Origin of the sequence: Sulfitobacter sp. R86518, from assembly GCF_042466275.1 — a bacterium.
Taxonomy (GTDB): domain Bacteria; phylum Pseudomonadota; class Alphaproteobacteria; order Rhodobacterales; family Rhodobacteraceae; genus Sulfitobacter; species Sulfitobacter pontiacus.
The window spans coordinates 1,382,016-1,397,547 of sequence record NZ_JAXHCA010000005.1 but is presented as its reverse complement, the minus strand read 5'-3'; the positions used below and the strand labels follow the sequence as shown (position 1 = coordinate 1,397,547).

Below are 15,532 nucleotides of genomic sequence, written 5' to 3'. Positions count from 1 at the left end.
CAAAAGTGCTGCACGAGACAAGGCCGCCCGCGCGTCGTTGCCTGATATTTGGCCTTAGCCTTCTTGCGCCTCGGCGCGGGTCTTGCCCGACACGGCAAGCGCCAGCGCGGCCCCCATCAACCCGTCAAGGTCGCCATCCAGCACCCCTTTGGTATCCGAGGTTTCAAAGTTGGTGCGCAGGTCTTTGACCATCTGGTACGGCTGCAAGACGTAGGACCGGATCTGGTTGCCCCAACCCGCGTCGCCCTTGTTTTCATGGGCTTCGTTGATGGCCGCGTTGCGGCGGTCCAGCTCCATCTGATACAGTCTCGATTTCAGCGCCTTCATCGCGATGTCGCGGTTCTGGTGCTGCGATTTCTCGGAGCTGGTAACCACGATGCCGGTAGGATGGTGCGTGATCCGCACGGCCGAGTCGGTGGTGTTTACGTGCTGACCACCGGCCCCCGAGGACCGATAGGTGTCGATGCGGATGTCGCTGGGGTTGATGTCGATTTCAATGTTGTCGTCCACCACCGGATACACCCAGATAGAGGTAAAGGACGTGTGCCGTTTGGCGGCGCTGTCAAAGGGGCTGATCCGCACCAGACGGTGCACACCGGATTCCGACTTGAGCCAGCCATAGGCATTCGGGCCGCTGATCTTGTAAGTCGCCGATTTGATCCCCGCCTCTTCGCCGGGGCTTTCGGACTGTAGCTCGACCTTATAGCCCTTTTTCTCGGCCCACCGGACATACATGCGCGACAGGATATTGGCCCAGTCACAGCTTTCGGTGCCGCCTGCCCCTGCGTTGATTTCAAGGAAGGTGTCATTCCCGTCGGCCTCGCCGTTCAACAGCGCTTCCAGCTCTTTCTGGGCGGCTGTCTCGGCCAGCTTTTTCAACGCGGTCTCGGCCTCTGCGATGACTTCGTCGTCGCCTTCCATCTCGCCCAGTTCGATCAGTTCGATGTTATCGGCCAACTCTTGTTTGATGCCCTCGTAGGTGGCGATGGAATCGACCAGCGCCTGACGGTCGCGCATCAGTTTTTGTGCCGCATCGGGATCATCCCACAGATTGGGGTCTTCGACACGGGCATTGAATTCTTCCAGACGGTATGGCGCGGTTTCGACGTCCAGACGCTGTGCCAACAGCTCCAGCGACTTGCTGATCTTATCCGCTGTGTTTTGTGCATCTGCGCGCATGATATCCTGCCTTTAAATAGATCGCGGCCCCGAATAGCCGGGGCCGCGTTTCAAATAGACCAGCGCCGCAACATGGGCAAGCGCTGTAGAATGGGGCCGGGCCTAGTACAACCCGCCGGAGCTGATGCTGCCAAAGCTTGCCTTGGGCCCGACACGCGCCTTCTTACCGGTAGAGGTTGTGACCTCGCGCGCGCCGCCGCCGGCTTCTTCGACCAGAGGCAGATCCGCCCCCATCGCAAAGCCTCCATCAAAGGTGATCCCGAACAGCGGCTCTTCGCCGTCACGGAAGTATTCGGCCACAACGTTGGGACCTGCGGCGCTGTCAGACAGACGCGCACCGGTGAAGCGGTCGATCTTGATGAAGTGACCGCCGGTGGGCACTTCGAAGGGGCCGCCGCCGTATTTCTTGATCGCTTCGCTCATGAACCGCTGGAACACAGGGCCACACATCCCCGCCCCATAGGCACGACGCCCCAGCGAGCGCGGATTGTCGAAACCGATATAGCAGCCCGCCACGATGTTGCTTGAGAAGCCGACGAACCAGACGTCTTTGGCGTCGTTGGTGGTGCCGGTCTTGCCCGCGATTGGCACGGGCAGGTTCACCGCCCCACGCGCCGTACCGCGATCCACGACGCCCTTCATCATCGATGTCAGCTGGTAGGCCGTGATCGGGTCCATCACCCGTTCGCGGTTCGAGATGATGCGCGGCCCCACACCGGGGGCCAGCGTTTCAAGCTGGCAATCGTTACAGATGCGTTGGTCGTGTTTGTAGACAGTGCGGCCATAGCGGTCCTGCACACGGTCCACCAGCGTCGGCTGCACCCGTTCGCCACCATTGGCGAACATCGCATAGGCCGACACCATCTGGTACAGCGTGGTTTCCTGCGAGCCAAGCGCGTTGGCCAGTACCGGCGAGAGGTTGTCATAGACCCCGAACCGTTCGGCATAGTCGCCAACGGTGTTCATTCCGACCTCTTGCGCCAGACGGATGGTCATGAGGTTCCGCGACTGTTCGATACCCGTCCGCAGGGGCGTCGGCCCGTAAAACTTGTTCGACGAGTTTCGTGGCCGCCACATGCCTTGGGGTGTGTTGATCTCGATCGGGGCATCCACAACGATGGTCGCAGGGGTATAGCCGCTGTCCAATGCCGCCGCATAGACAAAGGGCTTGAAGCTCGACCCCGGCTGGCGTTTCGCCTGTGTCGCACGGTTGAACACCGACGCCTGATAGGAGAAACCGCCCTGCATCGCGATCACGCGCCCTGTGTTCACGTCCATCGCGACAAAGCCGCCCTGCACTTCCGGGATCTGACGCAGGGTCCAGCGGATGAACGACCCGTCACTATCCGCGGTCATGCGGCGCACCAGCACCACGTCGCCGACCTCAAGCAGGTCAGCGGGCACTTGGGCGCGGTTGCCGAGCTTGCCATTCTCAAGACGTTTGCGCGCCCATTGGACATCCTTGGCGGGGATGAAATGACCGTCTGCGTCCTCGTCCACGCCTTCGATCCCGATGCGGGCGGCGTCATTGGTCAGGCTCAGCACCACGGCGGGATACCACGGGTTTTCCAGATCAACGTCACGTGGCACACGGGTGTTCGACAGGGCTTCGCGCCAATCCGCCTCGGTGGTCAGCTTTTCGGGCGCGATCTTCTTGCCGGTGCCGCGGTAGATACCGATACCGCGGTCATATTCCTCAAGCTGCTGCTGCAAGGATTGTGCGGCAATGGGCTGCATCTCGTTGTCGATGGTGGCACGCACGGTCAGACCGCCGGTAAAGAATTCGCCCTCGCCGAAGTTCTCGGACAGCTGGCGGCGGATTTCATCGGTAAAGTAATCGCGCGGCGGCAGTTCGGCCTTGAAGCTTTCAAAGTCCCCGTTCTGCACCGAGCGCAAGGGCTGTGCGACCTCGGTCTCGTAGACGGCGGGGGTAATATAGCCGTTTTCCTTCATCTCGCGCAGCACGAAGTTCCGGCGTGCCAGCAACCGGTCCTTGCGGCGCACGGGATGATAATCGGACGGCGCTTTGGGCAGCGAGGCAAGGAACGCAGCCTCATGCGGGGCCAGCTCCCCCAATGTCTTGTTGAAATAGGTCTGCGACGCGGCGGCCACACCGTAGGAGTTCTGACCCAAGAAGATCTCGTTCAGATAAAGTTCAAGGATCTTTTCCTTGGGCAGCGTTTCCTCAAGCCGTGCGGCGAGGATGATTTCCTTGATCTTCCGTTCAGCCCGACGGTCGCCGGACAGAAGAAAGTTCTTCATCACCTGCTGCGTGATGGTCGATGCACCGCGTACGTCCTTGCCCCTTGTGCGCACCGCGTCTACAGCCGCCGCCCCGATGCCGCGCAGGTCATAGCCTTCGTGGGTATAAAAGTTCTTGTCCTCGGCCGAGATGAAGGCCTGTTTGATCAGCGGCGGAATCGTGTTGGCCGGCGCGAACAGGCGACGTTCCTTGGCGAATTCATCAATCAGCCGCCCCTGCCCCGAATAAATCCGGCTGATCGTCGGGGGCGTGTATTGCGCAAGGGATTCGTGGCTGGGCAGATCGCGGCCATACATCCAGAACACCGCGCCGATGGTCAGCGCGACCATACCGATGCTCATGGTGAGGGTGGTAAAAATACCCCCGAAGAAAGACAGGATCAAACGAAACACGGCTGGCAATTCCTTGCAAGGAGGGTTGGTGACCCGTCTATACGCAACCCTGCGGGAATCGTCAAAACACGATGCAGTGGCCCTGTGCGGTAACCCGCGCAACACCTAGAGGGGCGTTCGGGTGCGGTTTACTGGCGAATCAAGGGCTTGAGCGCGGCATCCGCGTCGCGCCATTTGGCGATGGAATCCGCAATCGCCGACACCATGACCGCCCGCCAGATCGGGTCTCGCAGATTGGCAAGATCACGCTTCGAGCTGAGGAACCCGATTTCGATCAGGACCGACGGGATGTCAGCCGATTTCAACACCGAAAAGCCCGCATTGCGCAGCGGGTGGCGGTTCATCGGACCGCCGGCGGCTTTCATACCTTCAACCAACGTTTTTGCGGCGGCGACCGACCGTGGCTCTGTCTCTTGGCGGGCAAGATCAAGCAACACGCTGGCGACCTCGTCATCCGATCCGGTCAGATCGGCCCCCGCGATAATATCGGCACGGTTGTGGCGTGCGGCCAGATGGTCAGTGGCAGTATCGCTGGCGTCATCCGACAGCGTATAGACCGTCGCCCCCTTTGCCCCGCCGTGTTGCAAACTGTCCGCATGGAGAGAGATAAACAGATCGCCTTCGGCCTGATGCGCAATGGCGACGCGGGTTTCAAGCGCGACAAAATGATCCGTGTCTCGGGTCATCACCACATCGACCCCATCGCGGACTAATGTGTCGCGCAGCGCTTGGGCAAAGGACAGCATCAGGTCTTTCTCCAGGATACCATCTGTCTCTGCCCCCGGATCAACGCCCCCGTGACCGGGGTCCAGCACCACGCGAAACGGCACCTCTTTCAGGTCGGCAGCCGCCTTGGGCGGTGCGGCCAGCGCCATGGTCCACGCCGGATCAACGGGCGCACCGGCGGCGGCGGCGAATTCCTCGGGGGTGGCGGATGTCAACGCGATCTCAAGCGTGGCGTGACCGGAGCCCTTGTTGACCGGCATCCCGATCTCGCGCGGGATCATCGGTTCGGCCAGATCCGCAACAAGCCGCGACCAACCCGGCTGGAACGGGCCAAAGCGCAGACCGGTAATCCGTCCGGGTTCAGGCAGCAGGTCTGCGGTGTTCACGCCGCTCCAGTCGGCCTCGCGGAAATCGACCACCAGCCGCGCAGGATCATCCAGCAAGAACACCCGAAACGGCACCCCTTGGCTGAGCCCAAGCGTCAGCGTCGTGCCCCCGAACCAACCATCCGAGATGGCGCTTTTGGCAGGGTCCACCCGCGCCAGCGCGGTCAGATCCTGCGCGGACGCTGGCAAGGACAGCGCGCAAACCGTTGCGATAATGGGAAGAATACGCATGCCTGTCACCGTTCTGCTCGGGGTGGTTGCGGCAGGTATAGCACCCCGCCGCAACCCGAGCCAGCCTTTCAGCGGGCCGCCATATAGGTCTTGAGCCGCCCCAGCCCCTCGGCAATATCCTGGGTGCTGCGCGCATAGGAAAACCGCAGCCAGTGATGCCCGCGCACCGGATCGAAATCGAGCCCCGGGGTCACGGCCACACCCGCCTTGTCCAGAATATCCCGCGCCAATGCGCGGCTGTCATCCGTCAGCTCGGACACATCGGCGTAGACATAGAAGGCCCCGTCGGGGGGCGCGAAACGGGTGAATCCCGCCTCGCGCAGGCCGGTGATCATCATCGCGCGGTTGGCGCGGTAGACATCCATATTCGCCTCAAGCTCATCGGTGCAATCCATCGCGGCAAGCGCGGCGACCTGACTGGCGTGGGGGGCGCAGATGAACATGTTTTGCGCGATCCGTTCGACCACGCGCACGTGGTCCTCTGGCACAACCATCCAGCCGACACGCCAACCGGTCATAGAGAAATACTTGGAAAACGAATTGATGACATAGACATCATCGGTGACCTCAAGCGCGGTAACGGCCTTTTTCTCGTATTCGATGCCGTGGTAAATCTCGTCCGAGATGAAGGATGCCCCCTGCGCTTGCGTCGCGTCGATCAGCGCGGACATGGCAGCGTGATCCAGCATCGTGCCCGTCGGGTTGCCCGGAGACGCCACCAACAACCCCTGCAGGTCCATGCCCGCGAATTCCGCAGGCACCGGCTGCAAGCGGTTGTCAAGCGAGGTGGGCAGATCGACGGGGGCAAGGTCCAGCGCCTTGAGGATCTGGCGGTAGCTGGGATACCCCGGTGCCCCGATGCCAACGCGGTCCCCGGTGTCAAAAAGCGAGGTAAACGTCAGGATGAACCCGCCCGAAGAGCCAGAGGTGATGACCACGCGGTTCGGGTCCAGATCGACATTGTACCACTCCCCGTACATCCGCGCGATCCGCTGGCGCAGCGCAGGCAGCCCCAATGCGACGGTATAGCCAAGCGCGCCCTGCTCCATCGCGGCGGTCAATGCGGTGCTGGCCCCTTTGGGCGCGCCCGTGCCGGGTTGGCCGACCTCCATATGGATGATGTGGCGGCCCTCCGCCTCGGCGGCGGCGGCGGCCTGCATCACATCCATCACGATAAAGGGATCGACCTGAGATCGGGTTGAAATGCGCATGGGCTTGATCCTACTGTTGAGCCCGAACCTTTCACCGCACCCCGCCGGTGCCGTCAACCCTTGTGCGCGCTGGCAAAATCGCGCACCACCCTTGCAACCGGTGCCTGCACCGCCCGCGCAACAACAAGCGAGTGACCCTGATGAAAAAGCTGATCGCCCCCGCCCTAGTGGCCCTTTCCCTGACAGCCCCCGCCCATGCGATGGACCTGACCGAACTGACCGATGCAGAACGCGCGCAATTCCGCGCCGAGGTCCGCGCCTATCTGATGGAAAACCCCGAAGTGATCATGGAAGCGGTGAACCAGCTGCAGGCCCGTCAGGCCGAAGCACAGGCGCAAGCGGATTTCACGCTGGTATCCGACAATGCGGCCGCGATCTTTGACGACGGCTATTCCTATGTCGGTGGCAATCCCGAAGGCGACATGACCATCGTAGAGTTCATGGACTACCGCTGCGGCTACTGCAAAAAAGCGTTCTCCGAGGTTGAAAAGCTGGTCAATGGCGACGGCAACATCCGCTTTATCGTGAAAGAACTGCCGATTCTGGGCGAACAATCCATGGTCGCCTCACGCTTTGCCATCGCGACCAAGATCGTTGCGGGGGACGAGGCCTATAAATCCGTACATGACGCCTTGATGAGCTTTAACGGTGACATCACCCCGACGTCGCTGGGACGCTTGGCCAGCAGCTTTGATCTGGATGCCGAGGCCATTCAGGAAAAGATGGACAGTGCCGAAGTCACCGCCGAGATCGAAAAGACCCGCGCACTGGCACAGACGCTGCAGATTTCCGGCACACCGACCTTTGTGATGCAGGACGAACTGCTGCGCGGCTATCTGCCTTACGACCAGATGAAAGCCATTCTGGAAGAAAAACGCGGCTAGAATGCGACTGGCACTAGCCTGTTGCGTGGCGGCCTTTCCGGTGGCCGCGCAGACCGACTTTGGCGCGCTGACCCATGCAGAACGGCGCGCCTTGGGGGAAGAAGTGCGGGCGTTGCTTCTGGCAGAGCCCGAGCTTGCAGCACCCGCTGTGGCCCCCCGCAACTATGCTGCCGAAGCCTATCAAGAGAAGGCGCAGGCGGATCTCGCGCTTATCGCATCCCTGACAGATCAAGTATTGGCCGGAGCGCCGATTGCGTTGTTTACCGGCGACGACTGCGCAGGCTGCGATCGCGCACTGGCGGAATTGGAAGTGATAACAGATACATATAGAACCACCTTCACGCATCACATGATGTCTGATCCTGCCAGCGCCGCCCTTGCGGCACAGCTTGGCATGACCGATCCTCCCTTCTACGTCATGGAAGACCGCATCTTGCGTGGCCATATGCCCGACATCGTGCTGCGGCGGTATCTGGCCCCGTAGCGCTTAGAGAAACCGCTGATGATAGCGCACCATGCGTTTGAAATGCGCATCAAGCGACCGCTTGAGATGCGGGGCCTCTTTCACGTTGAGGATATAATCGACCAGCAAGTCATACTGCTTGATCTGGCGCGGCAGCCGGTTTGACGGGGTCAGACGCGACTGTCGTTCCTCTTCGTCGATGACCTGCACCACCTGCTTTTCCGGCCAGTCGAACAGCGGTGCATCCGCCACCATCGCCTTGCCGTTCATCAGCGGCAATTCAGCGTCGTAATGAGCAAAGATCGCGCGCTCCAGCGGTTCGACCTCTGCCTTCGTCGCCACCGGCCAGGCCCAGACAAAGGCGATCTCCCACACGTCGATCTGACGGTTGGCAATCACATCGGACCGCGCCGATGTCAGATGCCGGCGCACCCGCGTGCGGATACCATCAACCGACTGGCCCACATAAATCGGGTTGCCGTCCAGATCGCACAGCGCATAGACGCCGATCTGATTGGTCAGCGCCGCCAGTGCCTCGCCCCGAAACGCCTGCGCCGCGTTCACGCGACGGCCCCCAGTGACTGACGCTCAAGCAGGGGCGCGAACAACACCTCGTCGAGATAGCGTACGACGGGCACGGCGACCCCATCCCCCGCCACGCGGTAGGCGTTGTTGTAGGTATCGGGCATCTTGTAGCTGTCCGGCAACCCCATCAGCCGCGCCACCTCGCGCGAGGAGACAAGCCGGGCCTTGGTCTGGTTGCCCTTGATAAACATCAGGATCTGCCGCGAGGACCCGCCCGCAGGGGTCCGCAAGCAGCCCGCGATCCCGTCGGTGCGCAGCTCTGCCCGTTGGCGCACATTCCCATCCGCATCGGGGCGCCCGCGTTTATAGATTGTGCCTACCACGGTGCGCCCCGCCTTACGCGCCACGCGCAGCCGTTCAAGGCTGGGAGGCGACATCAGCGTCAGCAGACGGTCGGTATCCGCGGCACTGAACCACGGCATGGTGGCACGCCGTTCCAGCACACCCTCAAGCGCCTGTTCGTCGGCAGGGGCATCCCCCAATTTCCACCAGACCCAGTTGGATCGGACCGGCCGTGCGGCGGAGGCGAGAAATTTTTGCAACTTTTTGCCGTGAAAGACATGGGACGGTTTTGGCACCGTCAGCCCCGAGATGTCGATATCCTCGCGCACGCACACAACGAACAGCCGCGGTCGGCTTTGCGGCAGGAAACGCCGCGCGTCGATCTCGAGCGCGCCGACCTTATAGCCAAGCCGCACAAAGGTCGCGAGTACGGTGTTCATATCCGCCCCACCATTGCGCGACACCAACCCGACGACGTTTTCAAAGGCGATAATACGCGGCGCAAAGCCTGCTTTTATGGCCGTGGCAATCTTGTCGGCCCAATGGGCAAAGACACCGCTGCGCGCGCCGCCCAAGCCCCGCCCCTTGCCCGCAAGGCTGAAATCCTGACAAGGGCTCGACGCCCAATACATATCGATCTGACGCGTCAGAAGGTCATCGGGCATGGCCGCGATATCGCCCTGATGCAATGCCGCCTGCCCCCAATTCTGGGCATAGACCTTGCATTTCATCGCGTCGATATCATTGGCCAGCACGCAATCCCAGCGGTCCTGCAATGCCGCGCGCACCATGCCACCGCCGCAGAAAAACTCGGCGTACGTCGGGGTCTTGGCGGCGTGATCAGGCATATCTATTGATATGGAATACGCAAATATCTGTCGATGGCAAATGCGCCGCTTGGGGCAAAGTCACTCGGCTGCTTGCTCTGCCGCTTGGGTCTCTGCTTCGATGACGGCGGCGCGGGCTTCGACCTGTTCGACAATGTGATCGATCATCGCGTCATTGCCCAGCTTGTGGCTTTGTTTGCCCGCAAGATAGACCATGCCCGACCCGTTGCCCCCGCCGGTAAAGCCCACATCCGTCATCAGCGCCTCACCGGGGCCATTGACGACGCAGCCGATGATGCTCAGGCTCATCGGGGTTTTGATATGCTCCAGCCGTTGTTCCAGCGCCTCGACGGTCTTGATCACGTCAAAGCCCTGACGCGCGCAGCTGGGGCAGCTGATGATATTCACACCACGGTGACGCAGACCAAGGGATTTCAGGATCTCGTAGCCGACCTTGACCTCTTCCACAGGGTCCGCAGACAGGGACACACGGATCGTGTCACCGATACCCATCCACAATAGATTGCCCAGGCCAATGGCCGATTTGATCGTGCCGGAGGTCAGCCCCCCCGCCTCGGTGATGCCAAGGTGGATCGGCGCATCCGTCGCCTCGGCCAACTGCTGGTAGGCAGCGGCGGCCATAAAGACGTCAGAAGCTTTGCAGCTGATCTTGAATTCGTGGAAATCATTGTCTTGCAGGATCTTGATGTGATCCATCCCGCTTTCGACCATCGCATCGGGGCATGGCTCGCCGTATTTCTCAAGCAGGTGACGTTCCAGCGATCCAGCATTCACGCCGATCCGGATCGAACAATTGTTGTCCCGCGCGGCCTTGATCACCTCTTTGACGCGCTTTTCATCGCCGATATTGCCCGGATTGATCCGCAGACAGGCGGCCCCCGCCTCGGCGGCTTCGATTCCGCGTTTGTAGTGGAAATGGATATCCGCCACGATCGGCACCGATACCTCGCGCACGATCTCTTTCAGTGCCTTGGAGCTTTCGACATCCGGCACCGACACACGCACGATATCGGCCCCCACATCGGCGGCGGCCTAAATCTGCGCAATGGTCGCTTTGACATCCGTCGTCAGCGTATTCGTCATCGTCTGCACTGTGATCGGCGCATCGCCCCCGACCGGCACATTCCCCACCATGATCTGACGGGACTTCCGGCGGTAAATGTTGCGCCACGGGCGAATGTGATTGAGGGACATGCAAAGCTACCTTTGGCAATGAAACAGTCGAAGGGTCTGTCAAGTTCGGTTCGCCCTACACCTATTCAGCCCGTCGCGTTGTTGCAATGGTATCCGGCTTATTCCGTCGGCGAAGTCGCCGCATTCTTCAGCTCGGCCACCATTGTCGCGAGCGCGGAATTCTCTTCCAGTACGGCTGGCTCGTAAAGCTCCGCCAGCGCCTGACGGTGCAGCGGCAGGTTGGACGTCACAGCCCCACGATCGCCAACAGGCCCAAAGTACTGCCCGTCCATCGCGAAATACAGCGCGCCGGATTCGCCGGTGCGCAGCGTCGGGGGCTCTTCGGTGGCGGGGATATCCCAGCTGTCGCCCTTGTTCATGATGCCTTCAAAGATAACCTTGCCATCTGCGGCGCGTACACGCACCCAGGATGGATAGGCTGCAACCATACGCAGCTGCGGCGCGGGCCCTTCGACCACCTGCGGCACGGCACCCGGCAACACATCGGGCGTATCCCGTTGGACCACGGTGTTTTCAGCGGTGCGCAGCGCATCCCCGACGGAAGGCGAAGGCGAGGTCGAGGCAAAGCTGCCGATACTGCGCGGATCAATCGAGGAAATCGGCGCATCCCGCGCGACCAGAACAGGCACATCCAGTGCGGCAGGACGATAAAGCCGGTCCAGCGCGTCCGAACGTGGCACAGCCATCGCGGTCGGCGCATCGGGGTCTTCTGTCGTTTCGGGAGCGGAGGCAAGCGCGCCTTGCAGCGGATCAAGATCAGACAGCACAACAGGGGTTTCATCCACCGGAGAGACCTGCACGCGCTGCACTTCTTTCAGAACGCTCCACCCGCCATAGCCGATCCCGCCGATCAAAGCGACGAGCACCAGCAGCGAGCCCAAAGCACCGGGCTCTATGCGCGCCAGAAGGGAATCACCGACGGGGGTAAAGGGCGTCGCAGGGCGGGCGAAAATATCGCTCTCGCCATTGCGGGTCATACGCTCTTCGCGGGTCGGCTTTTTAACAACCGACGCTTTAGAGGACATGCCATGCGCCACGGCAAAACCCGATTCAGCGCAGAAGGCCGCGAACGCCTTGTCTGGATCCATGTTCAGATAGCGCGCATAAGACCGCACGTAACCGGCAATAAATCCAGGTGTATCAAAGGCTTCCGGGTCGGCGTTTTCGATCGCGGCAATGTAGGAGGCCTTGATGCGAAGCTCGCGTTGGACATCCAGCAGTGATTTACCAAGCGTCGCGCGTTCACCGCGCATCAGGTCACCAAGGCGCAGGTCGAACGCGTCGAAACCTTTGGCTTCAACTTGCTCGTTATCTGCCGACTTGGAAGACCACCGCCCAATCATAAAAATGTCCCGTAGCTATGCCCGCTGCCCTTAATCGAAACAACATGTTGATTCGAGATTAAGCTTTTCTTTCGATATCGGTAGCATAAATCAACGGACTATACGAAATATTCGGGGTCACCCCGCCATTTCGGCACGATTCAGCGCACAATGGGACCACAAAGCGTCCATCGCGTGGACCAGCCCTTCGATTTCCAGCGGGCCATGTACGGGCGACGGGGTAAAGCGCAAACGCTCTGTCCCGCGGGGCACGGTGGGGAAGTTGATCGGCTGCACATAGATGCCGTGATCCTCTAGCAGGCGATCCGACAGAATCTTGGTGTGTACGGGGTTTCCGACAATCACAGGGACGATATGGCTGCCGTGATCAATGATCGGCAGACCCAATCCCTTGAGCCGCAGTTTCAGCACTTTGGCCTGCTGCTGGTGCTTCTCGCGCAGTTCGGGCGCGGTCTTGAGGTAGGCGACCGAAGCCGCAGCACCGGCGGCAACCGCTGGCGGCAGGGACGTGGTAAAGATGAACCCCGGCGCGTAAGACCGGATGGCGTCGCACATCTTGGCCGAGGCCGCGATATAGCCACCCATCACGCCGTAGGCCTTGGCCAGCGTTCCGTTGATGATATCCAGCCGGTGCATCAGGCGATCACGCTCGGCGACCCCTGCCCCACGCGGGCCGTACATCCCCACGGCGTGGACCTCGTCGATATAGGTCAGCGCGCCGAATTCATCGGCAATGTCGCAAATCGCCTCGATCGGGCCGAAATCGCCATCCATCGAGTAAATCGATTCAAAGGCGATCAGCTTGGGTGCGGCGGGATCATCGGCGGCCATAAGCGCGCGCAGGTGCTCCACATCGTTATGGCGGAAGATACGCTTGGCCCCGCCATTGCGGCGGACCCCTTCGATCATCGACGCATGGTTCAGCTCGTCGGAATAGATGATCAGACCGGGAAACAGCTTGGGCAGCGTGCTGAGCGTCGCGTCATTGGCGATATACGCGCTGGTGAACAGCAAGGCGGCTTCTTTGCCGTGCAGGTCCGACAGCTCTTCCTCAAGACGTTTGTGGTAAATCGTGGTGCCCGAGATATTACGCGTCCCGCCCGACCCTGCACCCGTCGCATCAAGTGCTTCGTGCATCGCGGCCAGAACGACAGGGTTTTGCCCCATCCCGAGGTAATCATTCCCGCACCAGACGGTGATATTCTTCTCTTGCCCATCGGGTTGGGTCCAGACAGCGTGGGGGAATTGACCATTGCGGCGTTCAATGTCGATGAAGGTGCGGTAGCGACCTTCCTCGTGCAGCCGGTCAATCGCCTGATCAAGCTGTTTGGTATAGTCCATTGCGCCTTGCTCCTTCGTCGGTGGCGGGACCAGCAAAGGCAACCGGATCATTCGCCATATTCGTGCTTTAGAATGAATATAGTTTAGAGCCATTCAATTCAATGCCTTAATAGGAACCGATTGTCGCAGGTGCCGCCCCGGGGCGCGTCGCATCGCAGTCGGATGTCGCGCATCGGAAACCTGCACGCTGTCCCGCTTGGGTCAAAGGCATGTTTTTCAAGCGATTCTCACGCTGTATGGCGCGCAAGCTGCGGCCACCTCGGGCGGACCACTGGACACGGCCAAGCGCGCTGATACGGTCGCGGCAATCTTCACCCTGACAGAAAGGTTTACCCCCATGTCCCTACCCGACGTATTGGCACGGATCGATCATGATCTGGATGCGGCCACCGACCGGCTGCTCGATCTGCTGCGCATCCCCTCCATCTCGACTGACCCCGCGTTCAAGGAAGACTGCGACCGCGCCGCCGATTGGCTGGTCGAAGATCTGAACAGCATCGGCATCAAGACCACCAAACGCCCCACCCCCGGTCACCCGATGGTGGTGGGCCATGTGGACGGCCCCGCCGACAAGCCGCATATCCTGTTCTACGGTCACTATGACGTCCAGCCTGTCGATCCGCTGAACCTGTGGCACCGCGATCCCTTTGATCCCGCGGTCGAGGACACGGCAAAAGGCCGCGTGATCCGCGGACGCGGTGCCGCAGATGACAAGGGCCAGCTGATGACCTTTGTCGAGGCGCTGCGCGCGTGGAAAGCGGTCAATGGCGATTTTCCCTGCCGCATGACCTTCTTCTTTGAGGGCGAGGAAGAATCAGGCTCCCCGTCGCTGGTGCCCTTTATGGAAGAGAATGCCGACGAGCTACGCGCCGACTATGCGATGATCTGCGATACGGGCATGTTCCAGTCCAAGGTGCCGTCGATCGTGACGATGCTGCGTGGCTTGATGGGCGAAGAGGTCACCATCACCGGCCCTGATCTTGACCTGCACTCTGGCATGTATGGCGGCGTGTCGATGAACCCCGCGCGCGTCCTGTCCAAGGTCATCGCCTCCCTGCACGACGACACGGGCCGCATCACGGTGCCCGGTTTCTATGACGGGGTGCCAGAACTGCCCGACGATATTCAGGCGCAGTGGCAGGGGCTTGCCTTTGATCACGACAGTTTCCTTGGCGATGTGGGCCTGTCGAAACCCGCCGGCGAACAGGACCGCATGCCGATCGAGATGATCTGGTCGCGCCCCACTTGCGAGGTCAACGGCATGTGGAGCGGATACACAGGTGCCGGCTTCAAGACCGTGCTGCCCTCGCAGGCCCACGCCAAGATCAGCTTCCGTCTGGTGGGCACCCAGGACCCGCACGTCATCCGCGAAAGCTTTCGCAAGATGGTGACAGACATGATGCCCGAGGACTGCGAAGCGACGTTCCACGCCCACGGGTCGAGCCAAGGATCGGTCTTTGAGACCACTGCGCCCGCATTCGAAGATGCACGCAAAGCGCTGACCGATGAATGGAATGTTCCCGCTGCCTATGTCGGCTGTGGCGGATCGATTCCCATTGCGGGGCATTTCCAGAAAATTCTGGATACCACGCCGGTGCTGATCGGATTCGGCAAAGACGACGACGCCATCCACTCCCCGAACGAAAAATACGACCTCGAAAGCTTCCACAAGGGTATCCGAAGCTGGGCACGTATTCTGGATGCGATGACGTAAGCAAACGGGCGGGCCTAACGGCCCGCTTTTCCCTTTTTAGGACGAGGTAAATCAGAAATCTAAAAAGGGAGAAGTGGCGCGGTTGACGGGGCTCGAACCCGCGACCCCCGGCGTGACAGGCCGGTACTCTAACCAGCTGAGCTACAACCGCGCAGTAAGGGCGGAATAAGATAACCAGCGCAGAGCGTCAAGCGATTAACCGCAGAAAACTACAAAGAATTTTGGAAATTTTCATCGCCGCATTTTGCGCATGAATCAGCACCCGAAATCCTCTGCCCTAGGCGGAAATCAGGGGGCTGAACGCACAAGCAAACCACGCCCCGAAGGGCGTGTGCTTGTTATCAAAATATCTGATAAAATGCAGCGGTGGCGCGGTTGACGGGGCTCGAACCCGCGACCCCCGGCGTGACAGGCCGGTACTCTAACCAACTGAGCTACAACCGCCCACTGCGTACTTCGTCGTTGCCGTCGAAGCGTTTGGTGGTGATAG

General features: G+C 60.7%; 11 protein-coding genes, 2 tRNA genes and 1 pseudogene. 3 read left to right on the top strand and 11 right to left on the bottom strand.

The window, feature by feature from the left end; translation table 11 throughout:
• Positions 1-54: 54 nt before the first annotated feature.
• From prfB to SJY36_RS07730, 4 genes are all read right to left on the bottom strand, one after another.
• Positions 55-1,179 carry a peptide chain release factor 2 gene (prfB, locus tag SJY36_RS07745; RefSeq protein ID WP_009826942.1) on the bottom strand — a complete coding sequence of 375 codons (1,125 nt, stop codon included), beginning with the start codon at positions 1,177-1,179 and terminating at the stop codon, positions 55-57.
• 102 nt (positions 1,180-1,281) lie between these two features.
• Positions 1,282-3,834: a penicillin-binding protein 1A gene (locus SJY36_RS07740; protein ID WP_386174063.1), complete on the bottom strand. Its 2,553-nt coding sequence runs from the start codon at positions 3,832-3,834 to the stop codon at positions 1,282-1,284.
• A 128-nt stretch (positions 3,835-3,962) separates the two neighbouring features.
• Complete coding sequence (locus SJY36_RS07735) at positions 3,963-5,177, bottom strand: N-acetylmuramoyl-L-alanine amidase (protein WP_386174060.1); 1,215 nt, start codon at positions 5,175-5,177, stop codon at positions 3,963-3,965.
• A 68-nt stretch (positions 5,178-5,245) separates the two neighbouring features.
• Positions 5,246-6,388 (bottom strand): pyridoxal phosphate-dependent aminotransferase, encoded by a 1,143-nt coding sequence (locus SJY36_RS07730; RefSeq protein ID WP_386174057.1) that lies wholly within the window; start codon positions 6,386-6,388, stop codon positions 5,246-5,248.
• Between the two features lie 140 nt (positions 6,389-6,528).
• Here SJY36_RS07730 and SJY36_RS07725 point away from each other — a divergent pair, with 140 nt between their 5' ends.
• Positions 6,529-7,272: a DsbA family protein gene (locus tag SJY36_RS07725; protein WP_009826938.1), complete on the top strand. Its 744-nt coding sequence runs from the start codon at positions 6,529-6,531 to the stop codon at positions 7,270-7,272.
• A gap of 1 nt (position 7,273) precedes the next feature.
• Positions 7,274-7,756 carry a disulfide bond formation protein DsbA gene (locus SJY36_RS07720; protein WP_386174054.1) on the top strand — a complete coding sequence of 161 codons (483 nt, stop codon included), beginning with the start codon at positions 7,274-7,276 and terminating at the stop codon, positions 7,754-7,756.
• Positions 7,757-7,759: 3 nt separating this feature from the next.
• Here SJY36_RS07720 and SJY36_RS07715 read toward each other — a convergent pair whose 3' ends face one another.
• From SJY36_RS07715 to hemA, 5 genes and pseudogenes are all read right to left on the bottom strand, one after another.
• Positions 7,760-8,299, bottom strand: coding sequence for a GIY-YIG nuclease family protein (locus tag SJY36_RS07715; protein WP_386174051.1), 540 nt, complete (start codon positions 8,297-8,299; stop codon positions 7,760-7,762).
• Entirely contained in the window at positions 8,296-9,450 is a 1,155-nt protein-coding gene (locus SJY36_RS07710) for a DNA cytosine methyltransferase (RefSeq protein WP_386174048.1), read from the bottom strand. Before SJY36_RS07710 ends, SJY36_RS07715 begins: the two co-directional genes overlap by 4 nt.
• A 60-nt stretch (positions 9,451-9,510) precedes the next feature.
• Positions 9,511-10,644 (bottom strand): annotated as a pseudogene (ispG, locus tag SJY36_RS07705) (flavodoxin-dependent (E)-4-hydroxy-3-methylbut-2-enyl-diphosphate synthase).
• Between the two features lie 98 nt (positions 10,645-10,742).
• Positions 10,743-11,987: a helix-turn-helix domain-containing protein gene (locus SJY36_RS07700; RefSeq protein ID WP_074635004.1), complete on the bottom strand. Its 1,245-nt coding sequence runs from the start codon at positions 11,985-11,987 to the stop codon at positions 10,743-10,745.
• A gap of 117 nt (positions 11,988-12,104) precedes the next feature.
• Positions 12,105-13,328 carry a 5-aminolevulinate synthase gene (gene hemA / locus SJY36_RS07695; protein ID WP_005853267.1) on the bottom strand — a complete coding sequence of 408 codons (1,224 nt, stop codon included), beginning with the start codon at positions 13,326-13,328 and terminating at the stop codon, positions 12,105-12,107.
• 337 nt (positions 13,329-13,665) lie between these two features.
• Here hemA and SJY36_RS07690 point away from each other — a divergent pair, with 337 nt between their 5' ends.
• Positions 13,666-15,042, top strand: a complete 1,377-nt coding sequence (locus tag SJY36_RS07690; protein ID WP_037944162.1) for a M20/M25/M40 family metallo-hydrolase — start codon at positions 13,666-13,668, stop codon at positions 15,040-15,042.
• A 74-nt stretch (positions 15,043-15,116) separates the two neighbouring features.
• On the opposite strand, the gene SJY36_RS07685 is transcribed toward SJY36_RS07690, so the two are convergent.
• Positions 15,117-15,193 (bottom strand) — tRNA-Asp (locus tag SJY36_RS07685).
• 216 nt (positions 15,194-15,409) lie between these two features.
• Positions 15,410-15,486, bottom strand: a tRNA-Asp gene (locus tag SJY36_RS07680).
• Positions 15,487-15,532: the final 46 nt, after the last annotated feature.

Coding starts and splice junctions, on each gene's coding strand:
- prfB (WP_009826942.1), bottom strand. CDS start 1,179: ATGCGCGCAGATGCACAAAACACAGCGGATAAGATCAGCAAGTCGCTG.
- SJY36_RS07735 (WP_386174060.1), bottom strand. CDS start 5,177: ATGCGTATTCTTCCCATTATCGCAACGGTTTGCGCGCTGTCCTTGCCA.
- SJY36_RS07730 (WP_386174057.1), bottom strand. CDS start 6,388: ATGCGCATTTCAACCCGATCTCAGGTCGATCCCTTTATCGTGATGGAT.
- SJY36_RS07725 (WP_009826938.1), top strand. CDS start 6,529: ATGAAAAAGCTGATCGCCCCCGCCCTAGTGGCCCTTTCCCTGACAGCC.
- SJY36_RS07720 (WP_386174054.1), top strand. CDS start 7,274: ATGCGACTGGCACTAGCCTGTTGCGTGGCGGCCTTTCCGGTGGCCGCG.
- SJY36_RS07710 (WP_386174048.1), bottom strand. CDS start 9,450: ATGCCTGATCACGCCGCCAAGACCCCGACGTACGCCGAGTTTTTCTGC.
- SJY36_RS07700 (WP_074635004.1), bottom strand. CDS start 11,987: ATGATTGGGCGGTGGTCTTCCAAGTCGGCAGATAACGAGCAAGTTGAA.
- hemA (WP_005853267.1), bottom strand. CDS start 13,328: ATGGACTATACCAAACAGCTTGATCAGGCGATTGACCGGCTGCACGAG.
- SJY36_RS07690 (WP_037944162.1), top strand. CDS start 13,666: ATGTCCCTACCCGACGTATTGGCACGGATCGATCATGATCTGGATGCG.